This window comes from Ornithinibacillus caprae, assembly GCF_009728145.1.
Lineage (GTDB): Bacteria > Bacillota > Bacilli > Bacillales > Amphibacillaceae > Ornithinibacillus > Ornithinibacillus caprae.
This window is the reverse complement of sequence record NZ_WOCA01000006.1, coordinates 15,200-40,570: the sequence shown is the minus strand read 5'-3', so window position 1 is coordinate 40,570 and position 25,371 is coordinate 15,200. Positions and strand designations below refer to the sequence as shown.

The following is a 25,371-nucleotide window of genomic DNA, read 5'->3' as shown; positions in this document are numbered from 1 at the left end:
GGTTGAAGTTATCAGCCATTATTGAGCTGTATAACCTCCATCAAGTACAACAGCTTGACCGGTTATACCTTTTGCCTTGTCACTGGATAGGAATAAAGCATAATCAGCAATTTCTTTTACATCTAGCAAACGTTTCTGCGGTACTAGTGGATATAATACTTCTTCTTTTACTTTTTCCACAGGGACATTTCTCGTTTTTGCTAAGTCTTCAAATTGTCCACGTACAAGTGGTGTATCCACATAACCAGGACAAATGGCATTGACCGTAATGTCATATTCAGCTGTTTCTAATGCTGCCACCTTTGTTAAACCAATAACCCCATGTTTTGCACTATTATAGGCAGCTTTACCCGCAAATCCAATTAAACCATTAATGGATGCCATGTTTAGAACACGGCCACTTCCTTGTTTTTTCATGATTGGCAAGGCATATTTCATTGCAATAAATGGCGCTATTTGCATCACTTTCACCATAAACTCAAACTTATCTGTTGGAAAATCCTCAATTGGTGAAACATGCTGTAGACCTGCATTGTTGAAAAGCACATCTAATCTACCATATGTTTCTACTGTTGCTTCAATTGCATTTTTAATATCCTCTTCTTTGGTTACATCAACTTTAATCCCTAAACAGTCATACCCTTTATTTTTTAGCTCATCAGCTACTTCTTTTAGTTTAGGCTCATTGACATCTGTAAAAACAACCTTTGCACCATTTTTAAGGAATTCAACGCCAATTTGATACCCAATTCCACTTGCTGCACCGGTAATAAAAACCACTTTATTTTCAACCATTTTTACAAACCTCCAATAATGTATATATATTTAATAATTTTTAACTAAACTATTTTTCTAATTCTACTATGCTAGAAACTCCCATACCGCCACCAACACATAGGGTAGCCAATCCAATCTGAGAATCTTGTTTTATCATTTCATAAAGTAATGTTACTAATATCCTCGCACCGCTTGCACCAATGGGATGCCCTAATGCAATAGCACCACCATTTACATTCAATTTATTATTCGGTATATTAAGTTCTTTACCAACAGCCAATGATTGTGCTGCAAATGCTTCATTTGCTTCTACTAAGTTGATTCTTTCCATGGAAAGACCCGCTTTTTCTAATGCTTTCTCTGTTGCAGGAACAGGTCCAATACCCATGATTTTTGGATCTACACCCGCTGAACCATTCCCACGTAGGATAGCCATCGGTTTCATTCCTAATTCTTTTGCTTTATCTCTACTCATTAATACAAGAGCACAAGCTCCATCATTTATTCCAGAAGCATTCCCTGCAGTAACCGTACCATCTTTTTTAAATGCTGGTTTTAGTTTACTTAGCTTCTCTGCAGCCACACCTGAGCGTGGAAATTCATCCGTATCAAAAACAATTGGGTCACCCTTGCGTTGTGGAATAACAACTGGAACAATTTCCTCTTTAAATTTGCCGTCATTTATTGCTACCTCTGCTTTTTGTTGACTCCAAGCAGCAAACTCATCCTGTTCTTCACGTGTTAAACCATATTTTTCTGCAATATTCTCAGCTGTTACCCCCATATGGTAGTCATTAATCGCACATTGCAACCCGTCTGCTATCATACTGTCAGCGATTTTCCCATCCCCCATTCGGTAACCAGTTCTTCCTTTGGGTAATAGATAAGGTGCTAGACTCATATTTTCCATTCCACCAGCTACTATAATATCTGCATCACCTAGCTGTATTGCTTGGGATGCAAGGTGAACAGCTTTCAGCCCAGAACCACATAATTTATTAATGGTTGTTGCAGGAACAGCTTCTGGCAACCCTGCTTCTAGTGCAGCCTGACGAGCCGGCCCCTGGCCTAATCCAGCCTGAAGCACATTACCCATAATAACCTCATCAACTTGATTTCCTTCTACTCCAGCACGTTTTAGTGCCTCCTTAATTACGGTTGCACCTAATTCCGTAGCTGGGGTATTACTTAATGTTCCCATAAAATTTCCTATCGCCGTTCGGACAGCGCTTACAATTACAACCTCTCGCATCATCACACCCTCCTTTATTAACTAAACTGTTTTATTTTTAAATTGGAGCTTATGGTAAAGGTTGCTTCTGTTTTCTCTTTTACCATTTCTATATTGGCTCCATCTTGTAGCTCCTCTAATACAAAACCATCATCTGTAACACGAAAGACTGCTAACTCTGTTACGATTAAATCAACAACTCCTTTACCAGTTAACGGGAGATTGCATTCATTTAAAATTTTTGCGGCACCCTTTTTAGAGCAATGCTCCATCGCAACAATAACCTTTTTAGCCCCTGTAACTAAATCCATTGCACCACCCATTCCCGGTACCATTTTTCCAGGTATAATCCAATTAGCAAGGTTACCATGTCGGTCAACTTCGAGTCCACCTAAAACCGTCACATCCACATGCCCTCCGCGAATTAGGGCAAAGGATAGAAGACTATCAAAGAACGCACCACTATGATTAATTCCTGTGGGTTGTCCTCCTGCATTAACTAGGTCTTTACTAACTTCACTTTTTACTGGACCAAGTCCAACGAATCCATTTTCAGATTGAAGAATTACATCTATACCTTCTGGCAAGTAATTGGGTACCATGGTCGGTAACCCTATTCCTAAATTGACTAAATCACCATTACTCATTTCTTTTGCTACACGTTCTGCAATAACTTCCTTGGCAGTCTTTAATGTCGTCATTGTCATTACCTCCTTTATGCTAAAACCTTATCTACTAGAACACCAGGGGTTACTACTGTATCTGGGTCAAGATCGCCAATCTCTACAAGCTCTTCCACTTCCACTATGACTAGATCTGCTGCTAACGCCATAACAGGATTAAAGTTTCTTGCAGATTGGTGAAATACTAGATTCCCTGCTTTATCAGCTTTATATGCTTTAAGAATTGCTATATCGGCTCGGAGTGGTTTTTCAATTAGATACTTCGCACCATCAATTTCCAACGTTTCTTTGCCTTCCTCAACAACTGTTCCAACACCGGTTGGAGTTAGTACACCACCCAGACCTGCTCCACCTGCATGGACTCGTTCGGCTAACGTACCTTGAGGAACAAGTTCCACATCCAGTTCACCAGCTATCATCTTTTTGCCGGTCATTGGGTTTGTACCAATATGTGAAGCAATCACTTTTTTTACACGATTATTCGCAATTAATGGCCCAACACCCGTATCCTCTAGTGCCGTATCACTAGATATTAATGTAATATCCTGCACATTTGAATCTAATATAGCAGTTACGAGTTTTTCAGGTGCGCCGACTCCCATAAATCCACCGGACATGACTGTCATGTTATCCTTGAAAAGCTCTGCTGCTTCTTTCATTGTAATTAACTTACTCATTATAAAAGCACCTCCTGATGTTGTATTAATAAAAAAGATGTTCATCCACTTTTATATATGCAAAAATCATGCCAACAGCTGGTATGTTTCATTTAACTATTTACTGTCACGTAACAAATACGTTTTATCTCACTCGAAATCGAAAAGGTTTACCATGAATTCAATTTTAATAAAGGGAAAAATTTTAACCATAAGAGGATTCGCGTTCAATGAAAGCGTTTCCTAAAAAGCGGAAAATTCCGTTATCGCGGAACTGATCACTAGTTTTCTTCCGAATTTTCGGAATCTAAGTGGAATGGTTATGAAAGCATCAAACCCACAGAAAAAGAAAAGCCTTCCAAATAGCGGAAGACTTTTAACGATCTTTTACTCTTAACAATCTTAAACCATTTGCTGTTACCAACAATGTTGCACCCATGTCTGCAATAATCGCAATCCAAAGTGTTAACCAACCGGGGATAACCAATAATAGGGCAAATAATTTTATTGCTATGGAAAATGTAATATTCTGCTTGATTATATTTAAAGCTTTCCGACTAAGTCTAACCGCGAATGGTAATTTTCCTAAATCATCGCCCATTAAAGCTATATCTGCCGTTTCCAAAGCTGTATCTGTACCCGCTCCCCCCATTGCGACACCAACAGTAGAAGCTGCTAGTGCAGGTGCGTCATTAACTCCATCACCAATCATGGAAACATTACCGAATGTTGATCTAATTTCTTTAACAAAATTTAGTTTATCCTCCGGCATTAGCTCTGATTGGATATCTGTTACACCTATTTCGCGACCAATTGCTTGAGCTGTTGCTTGATTATCTCCTGTTAACATAATTGTCTTTTGTATTCCTAATTGGTGGAGCTTTTGTATGACATGCTTGCTAATTTCCCGAACCTCATCAGCAACAGCAATTACTGCCAAAATTGCTTGATTCGTTCCAATAATCATAGTTGTTTTTCCTTGGTTCTGTAGAGACTCTACTTTTTCTTCTGTTTCTTTATCAAAATTAGGGACATCCATCTCGTGGAATAAGTTTGGACTTCCTACATAATACGTTGTGCCATTAATAGTCCCTTTAATTCCCTTACCAGTAAGGGAAGAAAAATCTTCCACAGCAAGATCAGCATAGGTAATCTGATCTTGTTCTGCTTTTTTCATGATAGCTGAAGCAAGTGGATGCTGGGAACGGTACTCCAATGCCGTGATAATCGCAAACAATTCTTTTCCATCGACGTGTTGATTAATAGTCTGAAAATCTGTCACAACAGGAATACCTTTAGTTAATGTTCCAGTTTTATCAAAGGCTATTGCTTTAATTGCACCTAATTGCTCTAAATAAACGCCACCTTTTACGAGAATTCCGTTTTTCGCAGCATTACCAATCGCTGTTACGATCGATACTGGTGTAGAAATTACGAGTGCACATGGACATCCAACTACTAGAACAGCTAATCCTTGATAAATCCAAGTTCCCCATTCCCCATGAAAAAGGAGCGGTGGAATAATAGCGACTAGCCCAGCAATAACCATAATTGCCGGAGTATAGTATTTCGCAAATTTATCAACAAAAGCCTGTGATGGAGCTTTTTCCGCTTGAGCCTCTTCTACAAGATAAATAATTTTTGAAATCGTTGTGTCTTCTACTAATTTTGTTACTTTTACTTCCAACAAGCCTTCTTCATTAAGCGTACCGGCAAATACTTCATCATGAACTAGTTTTTCAACAGGAACCGATTCACCTGTAATTGCTGCCTGATTCACTGCAGAATATCCATTTACTACAATTCCATCCATAGCAATTTTTTGACCTGGTTTAACAACCATAATATCTCCAACCACTATATCATCGACATGTACCATAGTTTCTTGGCCATTCCGTTTAACAAGCGCTTCTTTTGGTGCAATATCCATCAATGAACGAATCGATTGTCTTGCCTTATCCATGGAGAAGCGCTCCAATGCTTCACTAATAGCAAAAAGAATAACAACAATTGCTCCTTCTGCCCACTCGCCAATGAGAGCAGCACCAATAATGGCCACCGTCATTAATGTTTTCATATCAAAATCAAGTCTAGTAAGGTTTAGTAATCCCACTTTAAAAAGGGGAAAACCGCCGATTACAATAGCCGTAGCAAACAAAAGACTTGTAATTATATTTTCCTCACCATTTACAACAAGAGATAAATAACCGAGCATAATAAACAATGCCGAAGTTAATAATGTATGGTGCTTTTGAATAAAAGCTCCAATATCCAACTTCTTATTGGATTGGGAATCCTCTGCTTTTTCTCTCGTTTGGTTCTCTGGTATTACTTTTAAGTTTTCAAAAGCTCCAGCCTTTTCTAATTCCTCAACAGAAGGATCTCCATAGACAGAGATTTTGGATGCACCAAAGTTTACTTTAGCATCTTGCACGCTAGTTATTTGCTTTACATTTTTTTCAAACTTCGCTGCACAATTGGCACAAGAAAATCCTTCAATTCGATAAATATTCTTTTGTTCTACTCTTTTCTCTGCCTCATCCAATTTCAGCAACCTCCTGTTGATGTTCGAATGCTAATTTAACTAATTGTTTTACATGTTCATCATCTAAGGAGTAGTATACGATTTTCCCTTCTTTACGGTAATTGGCTAAGCCGATATTTTTAAGTAAACGCAAATGATGGGATGCTGTTGCGGTTGTAGCTCCAACAACATTAGCTATATCACATACACATAATTCATCCTCTACGGAAAGAGCATATGCTATCTTTATCCTTGTGTTATCTGAAAGCGCCTTAAATATTTTTGCTACCTCAAGCGGATTCTGTTCTGAAAGTTTGCTTTGAACCCGTTTCACTTTTACTTCATCTATACAAGTTACTTCACAAGTTTCTTTACTCATAACGATTCACTTCCTTCATTCAAATATTCATTTGATTATAAACAGTATATGGTCTAAAGTTATTTTTTGTCAATCAAACACTCTTATGAATGTTTGAATAAAAAAACGATACCAAAATAGTTCTGATATCGTTGTAATAATCTTATTCTCCTGTATTTTCTAATAGGTCCTCGAGTACTTGTTGGACAGCAAATCCATCTTCGAATGTAACTAACTTAGCTGATTTACCAGATATAGCTTTCACAAGCTCATCTATTAACCCAGGATGTTTAGCATCTCTTTCGGATATCCTAATATCATCTTCCTGCATTGTAGAGTATGTAAGTTGCCCCCAATTCAATAATGATAATACACCCTGATCCCCATACAATCGATAAGCAAGTTCCTCTTTTTTACCAATTCCACTTATTCCGTTAATTACGATCGGTGTACCATCCTGTAATTCCATCCGAGCAATAACTCCTGTTTCACACGCCTCTGTATTTTCAGGATAATCAACATAGGATTGAATGTTTCTCACTTTGCCAAACAATTGATGTGTTAATTGGATAAAATGCGGAGTGATTTCTCGAATAAAACCACCTTGTTCTCGGCCAGCAATCCATTCATTTTGTTGCCAGCTTCTTGGCCATTCTGGAAATTGCATCGTAAGTTCAATTCGCTTTAATGTTCCAATCTTACCATTATCAATGTGCTCAACTAACGATTCTACCGTGTTACTATATGGCAGCGGGAAGTTTATCGCATTGACAACTCCAGCAGACTTTGCTTTATCACGCATCTCTTTTGCTTCTTGATATGAATTAGCAAGTGGTTTTTCACATAATACATGCTTGCCTGCATATAAAGCCTCAAGTGAAATTTGATGATGAAACTTAGGTGGTACCGCAACATAAACTAAATCTACTGAATCATCTGCAATAAGGTTATGATAATCTTGATAGCTAGCAACGTCTGTTAACAGTTCCTCCATTTCTTCCATCCGCTTCACATTCACATCACTAATCGCAGTAATTGTTGTTGATGGATGTGTATCAAATTGCTTTAGTAATCTTTCACCTATAGCACCTAATCCAATAATACCTACATTTACTTGCTTCATTATTACTTCATTCCTTTCTTTTGCTTAGGAACTGACTCCTTTTAGCTAGTTTGCAAATTTTTTACCTTAAATTTTCTTCGTAAATAATGTTTCCTTTTTCATCTAACCCTCTTAGAGCTAATGCTAAATAGTTATCTTCATTTTCGTTCCAGTGAAATAAGAACATACGGTGATCATCTAACGACTCGGATAAGGTTTCAATATCATCCTCTGGCACTTCCTCGTCCCAGACATATCCTACCGTAACATCTAGTTCTACTTTATCTATCTTTGGGTTCGTCACAATTCCATAATACTTCATAAGCATCAGTTCTTCATTAATTTTAGAACTAGACCATGTATAAGAAATATCCTCTTCTTCTTCGATTTTAAATCCATTAACATGACTACCTGGTTGCCAAAATACTCCCGCATATTTTGTTACGGTATTTGCGGAGAACCAATCCTTATATTTCGCTAAATATATACGTATATCGCCGAAGTCAAATTCCTCTATAATTTCAGAAGGGCCATAATAAAAGGTTCTTTCGGATTGTTCATGAGCCTTAATTGGTGATAAATGATAATAATTTAGGTACGATGAATCTTTTACCACGAAAAAAATCAATACAAGTGCTAATGCCCATTCAAGTACTGCCTGAATCTTTTTGCTACCCATGTGAATTCCCCTCTCCAATTAACGAAACTTCCAATTGGAAAGAACGGTCATACCAATTAAAATCTAAAATGATAGATTCTACATTTTCTGGAAGTGGTTCGTAACCCATAGTTATGATGGATCCCCATGGTTTACCGGCAGAACCACCACCTTGAATGGAATAGTCATTCCCATCTTCGTCTTTAAGCTCCAACGCTCCAGTTGGAAAAGACCAGCCAGGTTCATGTTTATGCACTTCATAGATTACCATTGTTTCATCTTCTGTACGTACTACATGTTTAAAATTAATTGTGTCCTGGTCTACGATAACTTCCTCGTTCACATCATAGACAATCGCATTACCTGACTCGACCTCATCCCTTATATGTTTTGGAATATCACTTCCTAGTTCCGAAAAAAATGAAAATATATTTGGAATTAACATAATTAGGGATGCAAGAATTATAATACGTCGAATCCATTTCCCCATACTTACACCAGCCTCTTTTTTTATCAATTATACCTATTGTAACAAATTAAAAAAGCAGCATTGAACAAAATGTATCAACACTACTTTTCACAGAATTAATAGGGAACTGGATAACTTGTAATCTTGCAATCTTTCTTTAATAATTCTTCATCACGTTTAACAATCAACTGTACTTCTGTATTCACTTCTTTTGAATGGATAATGTTCTCTAAAGAATCATATCCATTCACAGGTTCTCCGTCTACGGCAACAATAACATCTCCAGCAAGGATACCTGCTTCCCTAGCAGCAGATGTCTTACCAACTTTTAAAACTTTACTACCTGAAGCATGTGTCCTATGCATGATTCCAATAGATGTCCTCCACATTTTCGAACGGTTATCCCTATTAGACTCATAAACACTTTTTAAGTTCTTTAAAAATTGATACGTTCCATAGAGCATATTTTCTTTTGCTGATTCCCCTTCTTCACCGTGGAAGGCTGTTTGATACTCTATTGTTACACATACCCCATCATCTACTTCTTCCAATGTTGTGATGGTTTTAAAATCGCCATTTTTACCTTCTAAGACAAAGCGATGCAATTCTTCAATTTCAGTGTAAATACCTGATGATGTAACTCCCCATCCATGTTGCATTTCACCATACCCGCCAACACGAAAATCAATGTTTGCTTCTTTTGTGTACCAACGATTTAAATGCTCTGGTTTAGTCAGTGCATCCCAAACCTTTTTTAACGGTGCATGAACTACAATATCACGCTTTACTGAACTCTCTACCTTGCTCATTTAATCTTCTCCCTTTTCCATATAATCTTTTAAGCTATGAAGCTTGTGATCAAGTAGGTCTCCGATGTCATGAAGCATTTCTTGGTATGCAGTTTGTAACATATGAAGATCCAGATGGTATATACGATATTTACCATGAATCTGTTCTTTGATGATTTGTTCGTCAAGAAGCACTTTAAGGTGTTTTTTTACTGCAGGCTGCGAAATATTAAAAGCTGCAACAATTTCCTTTTGCGTTTTATCACCACTTTTAAGCATAAGTAAAATTTTTCGTCTTGTTGGGTCTCCTAAAGCACGATAAATATCAGGCATATACATTCCTCGCTCCCATGTATAACCTTTTGGTTATGTAAAGTATAATTCTAATTATTGAGAATGTCAACATAACAAATAATTATTTATGGATAAAAATAGGGAGGAGATTAAAAAATATATAAGGATCCTGCATTGAAGTGAGTGATAAAATGAACAACAGCGATGAAAAGAAGAAATTAACTCAGAAGTTAGAGTCAAAATACATTCAACAACATCTTGCCAATGAACGAACATTTTTAGCATGGATTCGAACAGCTATTGCCATTATGGGGGTAGGATTTCTCGTAACTAATTTACATTTCACTTCTGAAAACACAACGATATCTAATGGCAATTCCTTAGTCATTCTCATTGGATACTCATCCGTTGTTCTAGGAGTAATGACCATTATTTTAGCAGTTATTGGTTATATCAAAAAGCTCCACTCCATTAATAACCAAACTTTCCGTACCGCAAAAGTATCTCTCCTATTAATTGGGATTTTTATGATAATTGTAGCTATTATGTTTGGTGTATATATTGCCCTTTTATAGTGATTAGTTCATCAAGTCATATTCTTGTTTGAATACTATGAAAGTTATACATAATTGTGGACAAGTTGTGGATAAAAAAATCCTATGAAGTTTGTTACTTCATAGGATTTGCTTAGAAATTAACTATTTTTTGAGCTTCCTGTAATTGCAGTGTACGCACAGATCTTGGCAAGAAACTGCGAATTTCATCTTCGTTATAACCTATTTGTAGACGTTTATCATCCAGTATAATTGGTCTTTTAATGATAGTTGGATTTTCTTGAATTAGCTTATATAAATCAGTGATAGAAAGCTGTTCAATATCCACATTCATTTCTTGAAACACTTTAGAACGTGTTGAAATTATTTCATCTGTTCCATCTTCTGTAAGACGTAATATTTCCTTAATTTCATCTACTGTTAGTGGCTCGGAGGTGATATTTCGTTCTGTATACGGTATATTATGCTCTTGCAACCAAGATTTAGCTTTTCTGCAAGATGTACAGCTCGGTGTGACAAATAACTTTATCATTCCCATGCTCTAAGGCCTCCTATTCTTACTAAATATATAAATACTCTATAAATACTCCTTAACAAGAAGTGTAATTACTATTAATTTATTTATCTTTAATTAAGTATAATTTTAGTACAGTGATTAGTTTTAGTCAACTTTTAAATAACGGTGCCTGTCACTCCTCGGTTTTTGTCTAATTTTGTCGAATTGATAATCTTTGTTATTTGTAAATTTTTGCAGAAGGGATACAATATATTTATTGAAACTTTATATAATGGATTACGTATTTGTTGTAGGGGGGAAATTATTGTGAAAGTAACATGGAAAGAGATATTTACCATTCCTAATATATTATCGTACATACGACTTATCCTGATCCCAATTTTCGTCTTCTATTATATAATAGCTTCAGAGCCGAAAGACTATTATATAGCTGCAATTATTATTTTACTTTCTGGACTCACGGATATGTTTGATGGGTTAATTGCACGGAAATTCAATCAAATAACAGAGCTTGGAAAAGTAGTTGATCCGATTGCAGATAAACTAACACAGATGGCAATTATTGTATGTCTCTTACTTCGATATGATTATATTTGGATTCTCATTGTATTATTTGTAGTAAAAGAACTATTTATGGGAGTTAATGGCCTTGTCCTTTTGAGTAAAGGAAAGAAACTGGATGGAGCAATGTGGTTTGGTAAAGTTTCTACTGCGGTTTTCTATGGGGCAACGTTTATGTTAATAGCCTTCCCAGAAATAAATACCGATATGGCAACCATGCTAATGATTATTACAGGTATTTTTCTAACATTATCCTTTGTATTATATATACCAGAATTTTTAAAGTTATACCGTCATGCTTAGGATGTGATAACCAGGCTACCTCTCAAGGAACCTGGTTATTTCTTTTTACGCAAATTATATCCTTCTAGCCCGGCACCTATTGCAACTCCAATACCTATTCCGATAGCTAAATTATTCAATAGAAATCCAAAAACCACTCCAAATACGATCCCGTAAGCCATCCCAAATCCATGACTTTTATTTTTATTTTTTTGATTTTTTTCCATTACCTCACTCCTTTTTATATTTATAGTAACGTATACGTTCTATATTTAGTTTCATTCCACACAAGTTAAAAATAATTCGTTCTTAATAAAGCTCTCCTTAATACACTTATACTAGAATAAATTTTTAGGGGGAATTTGATGAAGATATTACGGCTTGGTCACGCAATGTATGCATTAAAAAGTAACGAAGGAAAGACATACTTAATTGATCCTTTTATTGATATGAATCCTGGCTTTCCACAAGAACTAGATGACGCAAGCTTTTATCAATCTATTGATGGCATCTTTTTAACTCATGGTCATTTTGATCATACAAGTGGACTGACGAAAATATTAGAGCATAACCCCGAAGTAATGGTTATTGCTCAATATGAATTGGCATTAATTTTACTACAACAAGGAACTAAAAATGTAATCCCGATTAATTTAGGAGGATCTGTCTCTTTCGATGATATGAAAGCAACGATGGTACCAGCAAGACACACTTCTTCCTACGGAGAAACAGAAAGCTCACCTACTTACGCTGGAGAAGCAGCAGGATATGTTTTTGATTTTACAGAAGACTGTACCCTTTATCATTCTGGGGATACCACACTAACCTATGATATGAAATTGATCCAAGACGTCTATCAGCCAGATGTAGCAATCCTTTCATCCTCAGGACACTTTACAATGGGTCCCAAAGAGGCAGCCTATGCTGTGAAGCATTTACTAGATGTTAAATATGTAATTCCTAGTCACACCTTCCCATCTAAGGAATCAGCAACTTCAACAGAAAAGCTAGAAAATTTACTTCAAGCATTCCCTGTTGTTGAAATGATGATTGATCGAGATAAAGAATTAAGTATCTATCTAGAAGGCTATTATGATACCAAGGTTGTTACCCTTGAATACGGAGAAGAAAAAACATTTGAAAAATAATTATTAGCACATCGACATAAAACGACAAAAAACGAGGAGTGCCTGTCACTCCTCGTTTTTTTCCCATCAGTACATAATGCCGTCTCGGGTGTGGGTTTCTGCTAGAAATGCTGGGTCTGGGTCAAAGTAGTCTTCGTTGTAATTAAAGTGGAATTGTCCATCTTGGACGTAGCCAGCTCCCCATGTTGGATCCATTTCAATCCAATCCCTATCGACTTTCACCTCTACCCAAGCATGACGCTCACCGGCATATCCTTCCACATAATGTGCTTCCATACCGGTAGCACGTAGTAATGCTGTCGCAAGGAAGGCATAGTCCTGACAAATTCCAATACCAGATTCTAATACAGTTAACGCACTATCACCGATATTAAAAATATCATTTTCGGCTTTTTCCACATCATAAGCTACATGCTTCGCTACAAACTCAAATATTGCTTTCGCTTTATCTCGTTCGTTATTAATCCCAGAAGTAATAGACTCGGCCTGTTGAATAATTGTAGGATGATTCGATTCAATGCCCCTAGAAGGAAGCAAATCACGTTGATCCGAAACATTACTTACATGATGTACAACTTTAGCTATCGCCTGGAAATAAAACATCGATTGATCATGCTGCTCCATGCTAGGTATATTGACCATCACTTCATATTGTCCAGGCCCAAATCGAAAATAAGCATTTCCTTCAAATTTATAGTTCTCTACTGGTATTAGATAACCAGATTCCAAATTTTCGTCTTTATAGTTCATTGTAACAATAACATGTGAAATCTTATCGGCTCCTGGAAGCGTTGGATCAATCTCCCCTGCAATTGGATACTCAACCTGATTCCATTCCGATTCTGCTTTCCAGGTAGGTTCATAGAGAGTAATGCCGTGTTCTGTGTATGTCTTGTAGGTTTCCATCTCCGCAAATGCGGTTGCAGTTTGATTGTCAGCATAAAAGGTTGCGGAATCATAGTATAACTCATCTTCCCCGTTAAATAATTGTATACGTATATAATGAACCCCTTCTCCAAAGTATAAAGGCACATCACCTGAAAACGTATGATTTTTTACTGGAAGAATTACTTGTTTGCTTTCGTTCTCCTTCTCCACTTGAAAGAGAACCATATCCCCTAAATAACCATCAGGAACCGTTCCTTCCACATTAACACTACCCGACGCATCCTGTAATCCAAGCAACGGGTTACTTAGCTCTATTTTATTTTCTACTCCGTATTGTGTGATTTCTACTTCTCTTTGTATAGTAGGATCCTCATTTATTACCACGAAATTTGTTGCCTCGTAAAAGTTACCTTCTTCCTCCGATTTATTACTTGGAACTCGAACACTTACTTCGTATTCCCCCTCACCATGATGCATGACAAGTTCTTTAGAAAATTTACCTTCATTTATAGGAATATAATAGTTAAAATCATCCTGTACAAGTTCGTCTACTTGATGGTTAGGTGTAATTACAATCCAAATTAGATCTCCAGTCAGTTCGGGTGATTTTTCTATTTCCCCCTGAATATCAACGGTAGTTTGGGCATTCAATTCACTTTTGGTAGGAGTAATAAGCGAAAATCCAATCTCCTCCGCATACGAACTAAGTTGAATCTCTGATTCATCCTCTTCAACCTCTACTGATACTTCCATATCTTTTTCCTCCGTATCATTATCTGATGATGAATCCAAGTCCGTATTGTTTTTACATCCAATCAAGATAACAGCAATTATGATAAAAACTATCCTTACCTTGTGCATTCGTATCATCCAATCCCTCCTCTATACACACAATTAGTTATTAATAGAATACTATATTTTTAGTTATCGTACATACAAGGTATTGGTTAACTTGAAAAAATTAAAATTGTGATACACTAAATAACAAAAAAGGAATGTTTCCATCAAATAAAATTTGATGGCTCACCTATTTCCTAGAATCAACCTTTGTCCGAGGTTTTGCTCACTGTATAAACAGATATCCTTGTAAAAAAACTTATTGCCGAGGAAATGAGATTAAAAAACACTTAGAATTTTTCAAGCTCTATAGAAAAACCTGTAGGATATGAAAGCTCACTCAATAATAAAAGACTGCACTGGTTTAATAGCCAATGCAGTCTTTTGTTTTGAAATTGTTACATTTTCACCGGATCGCATAACAACACATCAACCTGCTGTGGATTTTCCCAATTACTATATATCTCCATCGACCACTGATTGGGTTGCCTTTTGTACCCATTTTTCGAACTCCATTGGTGAATAAAATCATACGTGGGAAATATTTCTGATGCTGATCCAATATGCTGATAAACGGTGTACATTTGTTCAGGAACAATTAATGTGGTCATATCCATAGGCACATCTGCAAAGCTTGACACCTCAAATCCCACCCAATACCCATCTTCCTCTTGTGTAGCATTTACTTTAAATACACCAATTTGTTTTACCGGTTGAACGAGGTGCTTAAACTCATGTAGCCTATTTGTTATTAATTTAACAGCTTCTGGAATCTTTTCGGCATATTGATCATCAGCACATTGAATTCGTACTCCTACTATTTTTATCTCTTTCAGCGTTTTTGTATATATTTCTGGTACTGTTTTGTTGGACATTTTGTTTATCTCCTCTATTATTTCGGTAACGGTAAATCATTTGTTTATCGCAATAAACAAATCAATTTCATTATCCATTTCTTCTGGATTATATCGCTCATCCCATAATTCAAAGTCATAACCTATTGGCATGCAGCGATGATCAGTCATCCATTTACCGTATAAATAATCATATGTTTTATACAGTTCCGACTCTGGTCCTTGGTGTGTGGTTGTTACGTAGGTGCCTTCAGGAACAGTATAAAATATAGCGCCCTCAGGTACTTCTCCTAGCTCAGATACCTCATACCCAATTATTTGGGTAAATTTATCTTCATACGGATTAAAATACTCCCTCATTGGATAAACCTGAATGAGATATACATGCTCCCCTTTTTTATTAGGGATTTTGTGGGCATTTTCCCGTAAACTTATTAAGGCTTTCTCGCCTATGTTCTGCTCTTCAATTTCTTTTAAATTCACTAAAAAATGATACCCAATTACATGGAAGGATGGCTTTCTAACTACCTTTGGCTCCACTCATATCACTCCTATGATAGTATGAAAATAATACCGAATTACACATTCTAATCATCATTTGGTATTCCAAAATAACACCATTTACATGGAGAGTTCATTTTTTGTATAAGAATAGGTTTCACTTCTGATAAATACCCCCCATAGCAAAAGGTTCGTTTGACGAACATGTATATGCTGTAGAATAGATTTCTATGTGCATTTTCAGATCACTATTTTGTAAGCTTTTATTTTGATGAGTAGAGTTTACCTGTAGGTTTCTTTCTCCTTTGAAGGCACAGGTTAAATCTAGAAAAGGAAAACAGTTCATCTTACCTAGAAGCTATTTATACTCTGCTAAACTATTTCCTTCTTTTTTATAAGGCATGTATACCTCTAAGTCTTCTACAGAATTTGCATTAGGATAATACAATTCAACTAAGAAGTCTTCCGTAAATGACTTGCCATTTTCAATCATCCAATTGTCTAATGCTGTATAAAATTCTCCCATTTTAGAGACATCGAATGGATGCCTTAAAAAGACATAATCGCCCTCCATCGAAATATTTTCCATATCATCAGGAAGATTTTGAACAGGCTCATCGACCAAAGCGCCAATATAAAAGAATCCAACCTCATGGTCCTGTGATTTCATTGGTTCATAAACAATTGCTCTTGTGAATTCAGATTCACCCTTAAATGCTTGATACCTCTCTTTAAAGCTAGCATTTGCTTTAGGAATAAGGCTAGGATATTCTTTAAAACGCCCCGTAAATTTAATACCAACTACTTGAAAGTTTTTGTATGCTGTCGAGATTTTCATTTTATTTATACTACCCCATCTTTACGTGTTGAGTCCTGCCAAACGTGAAATTTGTTGCCATTGATATCTTTAAACGTAAACTTTAAGCCACATGATCCATCATCCAATATTGGCTCTATTTCTACACCGCTTTCTTCCAATGTTTGATGAATTAATTGGATATCATCTACTTCAAAGGTGAGAGAAAACATCTCATAATTCTCTCCTTGCCACTGAGCTGTGTAAAAATTTGAAGTGACATTATCTTTTGCCTCTAATAAAAATATCCATTGTCCTTCTGCTAATACCATGATAGAACCATCTTCTTTAAGTCGCTTTAAGCCTAAAACCTTTTCATACCATTCTGCTGACTCCTGTAAATTTTTCACAGGTAAATAACTGCAATGAATCTTTTTTAATAATGGTGTCCTTGTTAAAGGTTGAACCTTTCCCATCATTAGCCCTCCTCTTATAATTAAGATTTAATGATCGTCCACGATGACCATCAGGATCCGACACTTGAAAACGATCGCCACACTTATGCGGAATTACATCACCTATTACATCTCATTTGCCCATTCATTACCTCTTTCCATATCTCGCAATACTTGGCAACCAAAATTTTTCACATACCAATCTTTCGATACCGTAACATTTGTGACTGGTAGATTGATACAAGCAATGCCAGTTACGCTTACTTTATTGGCTTGAGTCATGTTAATCTCCTCTTTCAAAATCAATAAATCCATTTTTCCGAATGATATGCTTTCATAAAATGGAGCAATCTTTCTAAAAGCTTCACTCCTTGTTCTTCTGCTTCCTGAGCACGTCTTAAAAGACGAATGGCCTGATCAGCTATTCCTGAATCTTGTGCGTTTCCACCCTGAGGAAATGGAAATAATGTCCGCATTTCTACTAGTGATTTAGCTACTTCCGCATAATGATTAGCTGCTTCGCCAGCTAATTCTCGTACACTACGTTCCACCACATTCTCCCCATCCCACTTTAGGGTTAATTCCTGCAAAAATTTAGTAGCGAATTCGCGAGCATCTGATACAACTGCAACATTAAACGCATTTCCCGTAGGATCGGCTTTTCGCTTTTCCATAACATGGATCCATGCATCATAGCCAGATAGACCAATCTTATATTTATCTTTAAAAATATGCTTCCATTCATTACCACGAGTATGATCAACAATCATATCTAACGCCATACGTAGTTTTTCATATTTGGAATGTGGTAATTTTTCACTAATGGTTGTCGCAAACAATACACCTTTTACGTCAGCAAATTTCTCATAGGAAACGACACCCTCTTGCGAACTATCTTTTGCGTAAAATTCCTGTTTTTCATCGTCATACCCGTAAATTAAACCAAATTCTGGGATAAACAGATCAAAACAAATTGCAGGAAAGCCACGATCAACAGAATCCTGGATAAGTGCTATTGTCTTTGCCAATCTTTCAGGTAACACTGGAGTTTCTGAATCAGCCAGACAGCTAATATAACCTAGATTACATAAATTTCTACGTAAAATATATCCACCTGGAAAAGATGTTGGTCCCGCAACATTCACTTCAATTGGGTCAATATTTATTCGAAAAGCATGACCAGTAAGCCCCATAACATCAATTAGAGATAATTCGTTATCTTCGTGATAACTTATGGCACCATGTATAGCTCCAGCAGCTGATGTCCACGTAGTTGACCAATCTTTTTCTTTAGCTTTTACCATTTAGTATTCTCCTTCAATTACAATTTTGGAGGGGTTTTAAGAATCTTGCGTTTAGGCAGTCCCTGTTCAGAACGACTACGGACATAATCACGGATGGATACCCGAATGCGTTCTTTCTGAACCTTTGCTCTAGATCGTGAAAGTGTATTATATACATTGGATTTGTTCATTCCAAATAATGCCGCAATTTCAGAAGGAGGTATTTCACCAAAAAAATGCGCCTCAAATATAGCTCGCTCCCTCTTACTCAAGCAATGCAATAGGGAGTGAATACCTTGTAACACCTCTAGCCTCATCACATGTGCACTCGGATCACTGTGCTCCGACTTTTCTTTTGCTGAATATGATAGAAAAAATAAAATCCGGTCAACGTTTCCCCAGTCCATTTGGAATTCTTGACCCTGATCAAATTGATGGTCTAAAGCAAAGCCGCAAATTGGCATTTCTTTTCCATATTGCCCGCCTCTACGTAGCTTCATATATGCTTGGTTTCGTACAATTTGACGTAACCATGGGATAAATTTATTCGTATCCATTAATGTACCAAGTTTCAGAAAAGCACGGATCAAAGCATCTTGCACTATATCCTCCGCCAAGAATGAGTCTTTTGTAATGGAGTTCGCCCATCCAAGCGCCTTAGCACGATGCATTCTTACTAAATCACTAAATGCTTCTTGGTCACCGCCTCTTGCCCGCTCCACTAATTCTTCATTCTCTCTTTTTTGTTCAGTCATATGCATTTAACCAATACCTCCCTCCCCCTCCTTAAACTATAGATGCCATAACTTTCTAAAACCTATCATTAAATTAAGAAATTATTTTTATCTTTTGTATAACTTCAACCGATTATTTTTTCAATATTCATTCTACCATAATTTTTATGATTGATTTTAAAATTTTCAAACACTTATAAAGGAGCGTCCCTATTTTCGACATTATTCGACAAAAAACTACAAGTGACAGGCACTAGGTATATTTTGGTATTTATTGGGGATGCTAATTTAAAATTTTCCAGGGTGTTTGGTGTCCTTGGGAAGGGCTTATTTTAGAAGGGGGGTTATTCATGGATCCTTTGAATAAACAGATGGCTATACGTATCGCTCAATCGACGGAGTTGATACCAGTCATTTATAACGGAAAGCCTGTATACATTCAGGAAATTGATGAGTTGCAAGAAAAAGCACGTGTCTTTCCACTTGATAATTTACACAGCCAATTTGATGTAGAAATTACGAGTTTAGTTAACGCAGGAACAAAACAGCATATATAACCAAAATAAAGCGAACAGCATTTATGACGCTGTTCGCTTTATCTTATGTTAAGTCTTACTTATTTCTAATTTTAGCTACTTCATCTGCCACGAATTGTACGTTAGTTCCAACTACAACTTGGATATTATGCTTATCGATAACGTTAATTCCAGGTACACCTGTAGCTTTAATCTTATCTTGATCTACCTTATCCATATCCTTTACTTCTAGACGTAGGCGAGTAACACAGTTATCTACCGATGTTACGTTTTCGTCTCCACCTAAACCTTCGTAAATTTGTTCTGCCATCGTAGCAAATTTTGCTTTTCGGTCTTCCGGAGTATCACCTGTTGTCTCTTCTACTACATCTTCATCTTCACGACCTGGTGTTTTTAAATTGAATTTCACAATTAAGAAACGGAATAAGAAGTAGTAAATAACCGCAAATGCTAAACCTTGTACAAGCAACATCCATGGCTGATTCGCTAGTGGTAGTCTTGAGCTTAAGAAAAAGTCTACAAATCCTGCGCTAAAGCCAAATCCTGCTGTCCATTGGAATGTTGCTGCAATGAATAAAGAAATACCTGTTAAAGCAGCATGTACCACATAAAGTGCTGGAGCTAAGAACATGAATGAGAATTCAAGTGGTTCCGTTACTCCAGTAAAGAATGCTGCAAATGACGCTGCAAGTAAAAGAGATGCAGCTTGTTTTTTACGCTTTGTTTTTGCTGTATGATACATTGCAAGTGCTGCCGCCGGAAGACCAAACATCATAATTGGGAAGAATCCAGCTTGATACATTCCAGTCACACCTTTTTCACCTTCACCTGACCAGAAGTTACCGATATCATTAATACCTGCAACATCAAACCAGAATACAGAGTTCAAGGCATGGTGTAATCCAGTCGGGATTAGTAAACGGTTAAAGAAACCATATAACCCGGCACCAGCTGCTCCAAGTGTACTAATTCCTTCAGCAAATGAAACTAAACCACTATATACAAACGGCCATACAAAGTATAGAATTGCTGAAGCAACTAGCATCGAAACTGCTGTCATAATAGGAACAAGTCGTTTTCCACTAAAGAAAGCTAGAGCATCAGGTAGTTGTACATTACTGAAGCGGTTAAACATATTTGCAGCAACAATACCTGATAAAATACCAATAAATGCATTACCAATATTGCCGAATGCTGCGTTTACACTTTCTGCCTCAACACCTTGGAACATTGCAACAGAATCCGTTGATAACACTGTGGTTACAACTAGGAAACCTACTAAACCACTTAGCGCTGCAGATCCATCTCTTTCTTTAGCCATTCCTAGCGCTACACCGACAGCAAATAGAATTGGTATATTATCAATAATGGATTTCCCTGCTGTTATAAGGAAAGCCGCAATTATATTTCCTTCTCCCCAGCCATTAGGATCAATCCAGTATCCAATACCCATTAAAATCGCAGCTGCAGGTAATACTGCAACCGGAAGCATTAATGAGCGACCTAGACGTTGTAAATACTTCATCATTATAAATTCCTCCTATCAAAATTTTTATTAGAAATAGCAACTTGAATGTCATAGTTTTACACAATCACTACTCTTTACTCATTTCGTTCCTGTTCGATTTTGCTACCAATATAAAATCAAAAATTGCACTACCTCAATATTTCCTTAATCTTTCAATGTGAAGTGTAATATAGCCAAGTTCTTCTTCTGGTAAATCAATACCATGTAATGAAGACAGCTCTTTTCTTACTTCCATTGCACAGCGATACGAAAGCTCAAACTTATGCTTAATCATGTTTAACATTTCTTCATCCATCGTGTGCGCCTCATAATGATGCGCTCGAGTTAACGCAAAACGAAGATGCGTAATTAAACGTTCATAAGACAAGTCCTCTTCATTTATAGAGATCTTTAAGTAGTCTTGTATTGTGTCCACCATGTCTCTCAAAATTGCCGTTTGCCTTACTGTCTCGTGCAAATCACCTCCTTGAATTTTCATTGTATGAATATGAAGTGCTATAAAGGCAGCTTCATCAACAGGCATCTCAATCCCCAGCTTCTCGTTAATATGCCGTATTGCCCAAAGACCAATTTCAAATTCTTTCTTATATAAAATTTTAATTTCCTGCAAGAGTTTATTCTTTAAATGAATACCTTGACTTTCTCTTTCAATCGCAAACGAAAGATGATCTGTTAACGCGAGTGAAATATGATCATTTAATTTCGTATGTAACTGTTGTTCTGCATAAGAAATGATTTCTTCGGAAAGAATGAAATGGTCTTCAGGTATTCGTAGTAATAGCTGTTGTAGCTTTTCGTTTTCCTTTAGGACAAATAATTTCTCAATTTTGTCTGGATTTACAATGTCGTTTTTTCGTTTGTTATAAGCTACCCCAGCACCTATAGCTATTTTTTCCTGTTCATCATCAAATATGATAACAGCGTTATTATTTAATATTTTTTTGATCCTCACCCGAAACCACACATCCTTATAGAAACCATATTCCAAGAAGCTTATTATTCGTAAGTCATCAATATGGTTTCGCCAGCTTTACTATCCTTCTGATCGGTAACTGTATACTCCTTATCGCTGTTATTACTATTTGTAATAACTATAGGAGTTATAATATCTTTGGCATTCTCTTTTACATACTCTAAGTTAACCGTCAACATAGGTTGTCCAACAGAAACTTGATCACCCGTATTAACATCCACAGTAAATCCTTCTCCATTTAATGAAACGGTTTCTAGACCGACATGGATTAAAATTTCTGTACCATCCTCCGCTCGTATACCAATAGCATGTTTAGTTGGAGCCACTTGTACAACCTCGCCATCTACTGGAGCAACTATTTTTCCACTAGTCGGTTTAATCGCTACCCCGTCCCCCATCATTTTCTGACTAAATACGGGATCTGGAACCTCTTCCAGTGCAACGATTTCACCATCAATTGGTGCAATTATCGAATTAGATGTTGATTTAGATTTCTTAAATAAACCTTTAAACATATGACAATCTCCTTTCCTGTTCATTACTGTTATTTCTAGTATGTAAAAAAAGGGCGGAATTATTATTTTACTAACCTTTGAATTATTTACCCACCAAAAGTACTAAAACAGCAATATAACTATACCAAAAAAAGGCATGGGGGCACATAAAGAGGGTCTGAAACGTCTCCTTAAAAGTACCACCATGCCTGATCGTGTCAGTAACATGTGATCGATAATTAATTTGTATAATGATCGTACCATTTTCCTATTTAAAAATCAACACATTTTGTGTAAACGCTTCCTAGTAATTCTACCACTCACCATGGCGAACCCTATAGATCAACATCGCAACTAGTGTCGCAGGAAGATTAAAGAGATTACCTTGTAAATTATATTGTAGCTGTTGTTGCTCAAAGCTCACATCTTCATTGTGATCATTATGACGTTTACCTGATTCTCGTAACTCTTTCTTTGTCGCTACTAAATTATGATATTGAAGTGGGACTAATATGATTAAATAAATAATGAAAATGGAAAGGATAATAAATTTAGCCATTCTACATTCTCCTTTAAACTTGAGTATAATAGTTCATACGAATCGTCTAAAGAAAAAGATTCATAACGATTAAAAGCCATCCACTTTACGTATTTTTGGATGACTTTTTTAACTGCTTTCTTATACTGTGTATTATTGGCAGTAAAACCCACACTGATTGAAGAATTATTTTATTGTTGAGCCGCAGCATACGCAAGTGACTTACTAGGAAGAGACTTTCCCAATTTATTCTGGATAAAAAATGCAGCTTCTTGTACTTTCTTTTCATCAATTCCGGTTTCAATTCCCATCCCATGTAATAAATAAAGAATATCATTTGTTGCTACATTTCCTGCAGCTCCAGGTGCGTATGGACAACCACCTAACCCTCCGATCGAACTATCAAAACGAGTAATACCATATTCCATAGAAGATAATATATTAGCGATTGCCATTCCTCTTGTATCATGGAAATGCATAATTATCTTTTCTTTTGGATACCTACGTAGTACAGCTTCCAGTAACGCTTCTACTTGTGATGGAACTGCTGTGCCAATTGTATCGCCAAGTGATAAATCATCCACCCCAAACTCCATTAATTGGTCGCAAACACGAATAACTTCTTCTGGACTAATTTTCCCCTCATATGGACAATCAAAAACGGTAGAAACATATCCTGTTACATGTTTACCCGCTTTTTTTGCTTCTCCAATCACTTCTTCCAAAACGGGATACGTGTTGTCTATAGATTTATTAATATTTTTCAGATTATGTGTCTCACTAGCTGACATAAATACAGATGCTCCATCAATTCCTGCTCCAAGTGCTAATTCTAGTCCCTTCCTATTTGGGACAAGTGCAGAATAGCGAACCTTTGGGTTTCTTTTAATTCTTCTCCCAACCTCATGTGCATCAGATAACTGAGGAACCCACTTTGGATGAACAAATGATGAAAACTCAATTTCCTTCACACCAGATTCAGATAGCATGTTAATCCAAGCAACCTTATCTGCAGTTGACACACGATTTTTTTCATTTTGCAACCCATCTCTAGGTCCGACTTCCTTAATCTGTACAACCTCTGGCCAACGTTTCATTTCCACCCCTCCATTTCATTTCACTAAATGAATGCGCTTTCATAACCTGATAATTCCATCTTCCCTATATCCTATTCCAGCTATACAAAATCGGTTTTTCATCATAGATCTAATTCATATATATTCAATTAAGTTTCGTTTCATTCAACTTTGTTGAATACAATATATAATAAATATTCACACAATGTCAACTGGTATTGTGTGAATATTACTGTTTCATTCCAATTTACTAAAAAGGTATCACGTAGTATCTTCACGTAAGGCTTCATAGTATTGATCCTGAGTTGGTACTATGTGGTTTTGTATACACTTCTCAATTAAATTTCTCAGTCGAAGATTCTGCTGAAACATTTGCTCATTAACTTCCTGTAAATAATTTATTTTTTCATTACCTGCAAACCCTTGATTGGTAGTTAAGGACTCTAACGTCTTTTTAATGGAAAGATCTAGTTCTACCTTTAATTCTTTTAGCTCTGCTTGAAAAGTTGCATTATTTTTCTCCATTTCCCTTACTCGCTTTTCCAACTGGACAACCTTATCATCCACAAGAACACCTCCTACCTTTCCTCTATATCCTATGGGATTCATGATCTTGTTATAACTCATATACATACATGCACCTTTTTAGTACCTCTATACTAAACTATCTATAACTGGGCAGAAGGGAGTGGTATCTTTGAATAAATATTGGCCAAAGAAGTGGAACGAGAAACTACCAAACTTCCTTGGCGAAGATTTCTTTTCAAGCTTTGATTTTCTAGAAAACAATGAAGAAGGATCAGAAGTCAATAATAATAATAATAATAATAATAATCAGTCCAATTCAGTCAATACCTCTAGTATGAAGGTTGACATGTGTGAACTGGAAAATGAACTTTTGCTTATATTTAGAGCACCAGGATTAATGCTTGAAGATGTTGAAATTGATGTATATGACAAAACCCTGGAGATCTCCGGGTATATACAGATTAATCATAAAGGATTTCGCCCCATTCAATCAGAGCTCTATCAAGGTCCAGTTATTCGGAAGGTAAAATTGCCATACCCTTGTCGTCATGACAAAATCAGTGCTTCTTACCAGTACGGATATCTCTACGTTCATTTACATCGATTAATCCGTACGAAGGAAACATTGAAAAAGCTTGAGATCCAGGATCTTGAGGAAAGTGATTAAAGAATATCGAGATATTTTTGCATGAAATAAGCTTCATGCTGAATATACTTAATCGATACGAAAGATATAACAAAAAGGTCT

The 25,371-nt window shown here is 36.5% G+C and carries 32 protein-coding genes; 5 read left to right on the top strand and 27 right to left on the bottom strand.

Going from position 1 to position 25,371, the window contains the following annotated elements; translation table 11 throughout:
* Positions 1-18 precede the first annotated feature (18 nt).
* The 11 genes from GMD78_RS09380 to GMD78_RS09330 all read right to left on the bottom strand — a co-directional run bounded on the left by GMD78_RS09380 (position 19) and on the right by GMD78_RS09330 (position 9,579).
* Positions 19-795, bottom strand: a complete 777-nt coding sequence (locus tag GMD78_RS09380) for a 3-hydroxybutyrate dehydrogenase (RefSeq protein WP_155668571.1) — start codon at positions 793-795, stop codon at positions 19-21.
* A 49-nt stretch (positions 796-844) separates the two neighbouring features.
* Entirely contained in the window at positions 845-2,032 is a 1,188-nt protein-coding gene (locus tag GMD78_RS09375) for an acetyl-CoA C-acetyltransferase (RefSeq protein WP_155668570.1), read from the bottom strand.
* A gap of 14 nt (positions 2,033-2,046) precedes the next feature.
* A complete protein-coding gene (locus tag GMD78_RS09370; RefSeq protein ID WP_425495051.1) occupies positions 2,047-2,715 on the bottom strand; it encodes a 3-oxoacid CoA-transferase subunit B in 669 nt (222 codons plus the stop codon).
* A gap of 8 nt (positions 2,716-2,723) precedes the next feature.
* Positions 2,724-3,368: an acetate CoA-transferase subunit alpha gene (atoD, locus tag GMD78_RS09365; RefSeq protein ID WP_155668568.1), complete on the bottom strand. Its 645-nt coding sequence runs from the start codon at positions 3,366-3,368 to the stop codon at positions 2,724-2,726.
* A gap of 355 nt (positions 3,369-3,723) precedes the next feature.
* Entirely contained in the window at positions 3,724-5,892 is a 2,169-nt protein-coding gene (locus tag GMD78_RS09360; RefSeq protein WP_196493768.1) for a heavy metal translocating P-type ATPase, read from the bottom strand.
* Entirely contained in the window at positions 5,885-6,250 is a 366-nt protein-coding gene (locus tag GMD78_RS09355; protein ID WP_155668567.1) for an ArsR/SmtB family transcription factor, read from the bottom strand. Before GMD78_RS09355 ends, GMD78_RS09360 begins: the two co-directional genes overlap by 8 nt.
* Before the next feature lie 142 nt (positions 6,251-6,392).
* Positions 6,393-7,352, bottom strand: coding sequence for a Gfo/Idh/MocA family protein (locus GMD78_RS09350; RefSeq protein ID WP_155668566.1), 960 nt, complete (start codon positions 7,350-7,352; stop codon positions 6,393-6,395).
* 61 nt (positions 7,353-7,413) lie between these two features.
* Entirely contained in the window at positions 7,414-8,010 is a 597-nt protein-coding gene (locus tag GMD78_RS09345; RefSeq protein WP_155668565.1) for a DUF5044 domain-containing protein, read from the bottom strand.
* Positions 8,003-8,479 carry a DUF5643 domain-containing protein gene (locus GMD78_RS09340; protein ID WP_155668564.1) on the bottom strand — a complete coding sequence of 159 codons (477 nt, stop codon included), beginning with the start codon at positions 8,477-8,479 and terminating at the stop codon, positions 8,003-8,005. The genes GMD78_RS09345 and GMD78_RS09340 overlap by 8 nt, the downstream gene beginning before the upstream one ends.
* 95 nt (positions 8,480-8,574) lie before the next feature.
* Positions 8,575-9,267 (bottom strand): SRPBCC domain-containing protein, encoded by a 693-nt coding sequence (locus GMD78_RS09335; RefSeq protein ID WP_155668563.1) that lies wholly within the window; start codon positions 9,265-9,267, stop codon positions 8,575-8,577.
* Complete coding sequence (locus GMD78_RS09330) at positions 9,268-9,579, bottom strand: ArsR/SmtB family transcription factor (RefSeq protein WP_196493767.1); 312 nt, start codon at positions 9,577-9,579, stop codon at positions 9,268-9,270. It abuts the gene before it with no gap.
* Between the two features lie 140 nt (positions 9,580-9,719).
* On the opposite strand from GMD78_RS09330, the gene GMD78_RS09325 reads away from it, so the two are divergent.
* Positions 9,720-10,115 carry a YidH family protein gene (locus GMD78_RS09325; protein WP_343042224.1) on the top strand — a complete coding sequence of 132 codons (396 nt, stop codon included), beginning with the start codon at positions 9,720-9,722 and terminating at the stop codon, positions 10,113-10,115.
* A 112-nt stretch (positions 10,116-10,227) separates the two neighbouring features.
* Here the strand turns inward: GMD78_RS09325 and spxA are convergent, their stop codons facing one another.
* Positions 10,228-10,626, bottom strand: a complete 399-nt coding sequence (spxA, locus tag GMD78_RS09320; protein WP_155668730.1) for a transcriptional regulator SpxA — start codon at positions 10,624-10,626, stop codon at positions 10,228-10,230.
* Between the two features lie 291 nt (positions 10,627-10,917).
* Between spxA and GMD78_RS09315 the strand changes: the two genes are divergently transcribed.
* Positions 10,918-11,475 carry a CDP-alcohol phosphatidyltransferase family protein gene (locus tag GMD78_RS09315; protein ID WP_343042223.1) on the top strand — a complete coding sequence of 186 codons (558 nt, stop codon included), beginning with the start codon at positions 10,918-10,920 and terminating at the stop codon, positions 11,473-11,475.
* Positions 11,476-11,510: 35 nt separating this feature from the next.
* Here GMD78_RS09315 and GMD78_RS09310 read toward each other — a convergent pair whose 3' ends face one another.
* Positions 11,511-11,681 (bottom strand): glycine zipper domain-containing protein, encoded by a 171-nt coding sequence (locus GMD78_RS09310; RefSeq protein WP_155668560.1) that lies wholly within the window; start codon positions 11,679-11,681, stop codon positions 11,511-11,513.
* Positions 11,682-11,819: 138 nt separating this feature from the next.
* On the opposite strand from GMD78_RS09310, the gene GMD78_RS09305 reads away from it, so the two are divergent.
* Positions 11,820-12,602, top strand: a complete 783-nt coding sequence (locus GMD78_RS09305; protein ID WP_155668559.1) for a metal-dependent hydrolase — start codon at positions 11,820-11,822, stop codon at positions 12,600-12,602.
* A gap of 66 nt (positions 12,603-12,668) precedes the next feature.
* Here GMD78_RS09305 and GMD78_RS09300 read toward each other — a convergent pair whose 3' ends face one another.
* From GMD78_RS09300 to GMD78_RS09265, 8 genes are all read right to left on the bottom strand, one after another.
* Positions 12,669-14,360, bottom strand: a complete 1,692-nt coding sequence (locus GMD78_RS09300; RefSeq protein WP_155668558.1) for a transglutaminase domain-containing protein — start codon at positions 14,358-14,360, stop codon at positions 12,669-12,671.
* Between the two features lie 365 nt (positions 14,361-14,725).
* The gene (locus tag GMD78_RS09295; protein ID WP_155668557.1) at positions 14,726-15,202 is read right to left on the bottom strand and encodes a GyrI-like domain-containing protein; all 477 of its coding nucleotides are present in this window, start codon (positions 15,200-15,202) and stop codon (positions 14,726-14,728) included.
* Positions 15,203-15,238: 36 nt separating this feature from the next.
* Positions 15,239-15,721, bottom strand: coding sequence for a GyrI-like domain-containing protein (locus tag GMD78_RS09290; RefSeq protein WP_343042222.1), 483 nt, complete (start codon positions 15,719-15,721; stop codon positions 15,239-15,241).
* 319 nt (positions 15,722-16,040) lie between these two features.
* Positions 16,041-16,520 (bottom strand): GyrI-like domain-containing protein, encoded by a 480-nt coding sequence (locus tag GMD78_RS09285; protein ID WP_155668556.1) that lies wholly within the window; start codon positions 16,518-16,520, stop codon positions 16,041-16,043.
* Between the two features lie 5 nt (positions 16,521-16,525).
* On the bottom strand, positions 16,526-16,954 hold the full coding sequence (locus GMD78_RS09280; RefSeq protein ID WP_246187615.1) for a VOC family protein: 429 nt from the start codon (positions 16,952-16,954) through the stop codon (positions 16,526-16,528).
* 105 nt (positions 16,955-17,059) lie between these two features.
* Entirely contained in the window at positions 17,060-17,215 is a 156-nt protein-coding gene (locus GMD78_RS09275; protein WP_155668554.1) for a VOC family protein, read from the bottom strand.
* A 20-nt stretch (positions 17,216-17,235) separates the two neighbouring features.
* Positions 17,236-18,237 carry a hypothetical protein gene (locus tag GMD78_RS09270; protein ID WP_155668553.1) on the bottom strand — a complete coding sequence of 334 codons (1,002 nt, stop codon included), beginning with the start codon at positions 18,235-18,237 and terminating at the stop codon, positions 17,236-17,238.
* Positions 18,238-18,254: 17 nt separating this feature from the next.
* Positions 18,255-18,977 carry an RNA polymerase sigma factor gene (locus GMD78_RS09265; RefSeq protein ID WP_155668552.1) on the bottom strand — a complete coding sequence of 241 codons (723 nt, stop codon included), beginning with the start codon at positions 18,975-18,977 and terminating at the stop codon, positions 18,255-18,257.
* Positions 18,978-19,300: 323 nt separating this feature from the next.
* Between GMD78_RS09265 and GMD78_RS09260 the strand changes: the two genes are divergently transcribed.
* A complete protein-coding gene (locus GMD78_RS09260) occupies positions 19,301-19,507 on the top strand; it encodes an H-type small acid-soluble spore protein (RefSeq protein ID WP_246187614.1) in 207 nt (68 codons plus the stop codon).
* A 55-nt stretch (positions 19,508-19,562) separates the two neighbouring features.
* Here the strand turns inward: GMD78_RS09260 and nagE are convergent, their stop codons facing one another.
* From nagE to GMD78_RS09230, 6 genes are all read right to left on the bottom strand, one after another.
* A complete protein-coding gene (gene nagE, locus GMD78_RS09255; RefSeq protein WP_155668551.1) occupies positions 19,563-21,014 on the bottom strand; it encodes an N-acetylglucosamine-specific PTS transporter subunit IIBC in 1,452 nt (483 codons plus the stop codon).
* Between the two features lie 133 nt (positions 21,015-21,147).
* A complete protein-coding gene (locus tag GMD78_RS09250; RefSeq protein ID WP_343042221.1) occupies positions 21,148-21,966 on the bottom strand; it encodes a PRD domain-containing protein in 819 nt (272 codons plus the stop codon).
* Positions 21,967-22,010: 44 nt separating this feature from the next.
* Positions 22,011-22,502 (bottom strand): PTS sugar transporter subunit IIA, encoded by a 492-nt coding sequence (locus tag GMD78_RS09245; protein WP_155668549.1) that lies wholly within the window; start codon positions 22,500-22,502, stop codon positions 22,011-22,013.
* A gap of 292 nt (positions 22,503-22,794) precedes the next feature.
* A complete protein-coding gene (locus GMD78_RS09240) occupies positions 22,795-23,040 on the bottom strand; it encodes a DUF3949 domain-containing protein (RefSeq protein WP_155668548.1) in 246 nt (81 codons plus the stop codon).
* Positions 23,041-23,210: 170 nt separating this feature from the next.
* Positions 23,211-24,116, bottom strand: coding sequence for a hydroxymethylglutaryl-CoA lyase (locus GMD78_RS09235; protein ID WP_155668547.1), 906 nt, complete (start codon positions 24,114-24,116; stop codon positions 23,211-23,213).
* Between the two features lie 240 nt (positions 24,117-24,356).
* Positions 24,357-24,662, bottom strand: a complete 306-nt coding sequence (locus GMD78_RS09230; RefSeq protein WP_155668546.1) for a hypothetical protein — start codon at positions 24,660-24,662, stop codon at positions 24,357-24,359.
* A 130-nt stretch (positions 24,663-24,792) separates the two neighbouring features.
* Here GMD78_RS09230 and GMD78_RS09225 point away from each other — a divergent pair, with 130 nt between their 5' ends.
* Positions 24,793-25,290 carry an Hsp20/alpha crystallin family protein gene (locus GMD78_RS09225; RefSeq protein ID WP_155668545.1) on the top strand — a complete coding sequence of 166 codons (498 nt, stop codon included), beginning with the start codon at positions 24,793-24,795 and terminating at the stop codon, positions 25,288-25,290.
* Positions 25,291-25,371: the final 81 nt, after the last annotated feature.

Excerpts from the sequence above, each read along its gene's own strand:
- GMD78_RS09330 (WP_196493767.1), bottom strand. The coding sequence starts at position 9,579 with ATGCCTGATATTTATCGTGCTTTAGGAGACCCAACAAGACGAAAAATT.
- GMD78_RS09380 (WP_155668571.1), bottom strand. The coding sequence starts at position 795 with ATGGTTGAAAATAAAGTGGTTTTTATTACCGGTGCAGCAAGTGGAATT.
- GMD78_RS09350 (WP_155668566.1), bottom strand. The coding sequence starts at position 7,352 with ATGAAGCAAGTAAATGTAGGTATTATTGGATTAGGTGCTATAGGTGAA.
- GMD78_RS09275 (WP_155668554.1), bottom strand. The coding sequence starts at position 17,215 with ATGACTCAAGCCAATAAAGTAAGCGTAACTGGCATTGCTTGTATCAAT.
- GMD78_RS09335 (WP_155668563.1), bottom strand. The coding sequence starts at position 9,267 with ATGAGCAAGGTAGAGAGTTCAGTAAAGCGTGATATTGTAGTTCATGCA.
- GMD78_RS09300 (WP_155668558.1), bottom strand. The coding sequence starts at position 14,360 with ATGATACGAATGCACAAGGTAAGGATAGTTTTTATCATAATTGCTGTT.
- GMD78_RS09280 (WP_246187615.1), bottom strand. The coding sequence starts at position 16,954 with ATGGGAAAGGTTCAACCTTTAACAAGGACACCATTATTAAAAAAGATT.
- GMD78_RS09270 (WP_155668553.1), bottom strand. The coding sequence starts at position 18,237 with ATGGTAAAAGCTAAAGAAAAAGATTGGTCAACTACGTGGACATCAGCT.
- GMD78_RS09370 (WP_425495051.1), bottom strand. The coding sequence starts at position 2,715 with ATGACAATGACGACATTAAAGACTGCCAAGGAAGTTATTGCAGAACGT.
- atoD (WP_155668568.1), bottom strand. The coding sequence starts at position 3,368 with ATGAGTAAGTTAATTACAATGAAAGAAGCAGCAGAGCTTTTCAAGGAT.
- GMD78_RS09235 (WP_155668547.1), bottom strand. The coding sequence starts at position 24,116 with ATGAAACGTTGGCCAGAGGTTGTACAGATTAAGGAAGTCGGACCTAGA.
- GMD78_RS09345 (WP_155668565.1), bottom strand. The coding sequence starts at position 8,010 with ATGGGTAGCAAAAAGATTCAGGCAGTACTTGAATGGGCATTAGCACTT.
- GMD78_RS09375 (WP_155668570.1), bottom strand. The coding sequence starts at position 2,032 with ATGATGCGAGAGGTTGTAATTGTAAGCGCTGTCCGAACGGCGATAGGA.
- GMD78_RS09340 (WP_155668564.1), bottom strand. The coding sequence starts at position 8,479 with ATGGGGAAATGGATTCGACGTATTATAATTCTTGCATCCCTAATTATG.
- GMD78_RS09260 (WP_246187614.1), top strand. The coding sequence starts at position 19,301 with ATGGATCCTTTGAATAAACAGATGGCTATACGTATCGCTCAATCGACG.
- GMD78_RS09265 (WP_155668552.1), bottom strand. The coding sequence starts at position 18,977 with ATGCATATGACTGAACAAAAAAGAGAGAATGAAGAATTAGTGGAGCGG.
- GMD78_RS09285 (WP_155668556.1), bottom strand. The coding sequence starts at position 16,520 with ATGAAAATCTCGACAGCATACAAAAACTTTCAAGTAGTTGGTATTAAA.
- GMD78_RS09310 (WP_155668560.1), bottom strand. The coding sequence starts at position 11,681 with ATGGAAAAAAATCAAAAAAATAAAAATAAAAGTCATGGATTTGGGATG.
- GMD78_RS09240 (WP_155668548.1), bottom strand. The coding sequence starts at position 23,040 with ATGGCTAAATTTATTATCCTTTCCATTTTCATTATTTATTTAATCATA.
- spxA (WP_155668730.1), bottom strand. The coding sequence starts at position 10,626 with ATGATAAAGTTATTTGTCACACCGAGCTGTACATCTTGCAGAAAAGCT.
- nagE (WP_155668551.1), bottom strand. The coding sequence starts at position 21,014 with ATGATGAAGTATTTACAACGTCTAGGTCGCTCATTAATGCTTCCGGTT.
- GMD78_RS09305 (WP_155668559.1), top strand. The coding sequence starts at position 11,820 with ATGAAGATATTACGGCTTGGTCACGCAATGTATGCATTAAAAAGTAAC.
- GMD78_RS09355 (WP_155668567.1), bottom strand. The coding sequence starts at position 6,250 with ATGAGTAAAGAAACTTGTGAAGTAACTTGTATAGATGAAGTAAAAGTG.
- GMD78_RS09295 (WP_155668557.1), bottom strand. The coding sequence starts at position 15,202 with ATGTCCAACAAAACAGTACCAGAAATATATACAAAAACGCTGAAAGAG.
- GMD78_RS09245 (WP_155668549.1), bottom strand. The coding sequence starts at position 22,502 with ATGTTTAAAGGTTTATTTAAGAAATCTAAATCAACATCTAATTCGATA.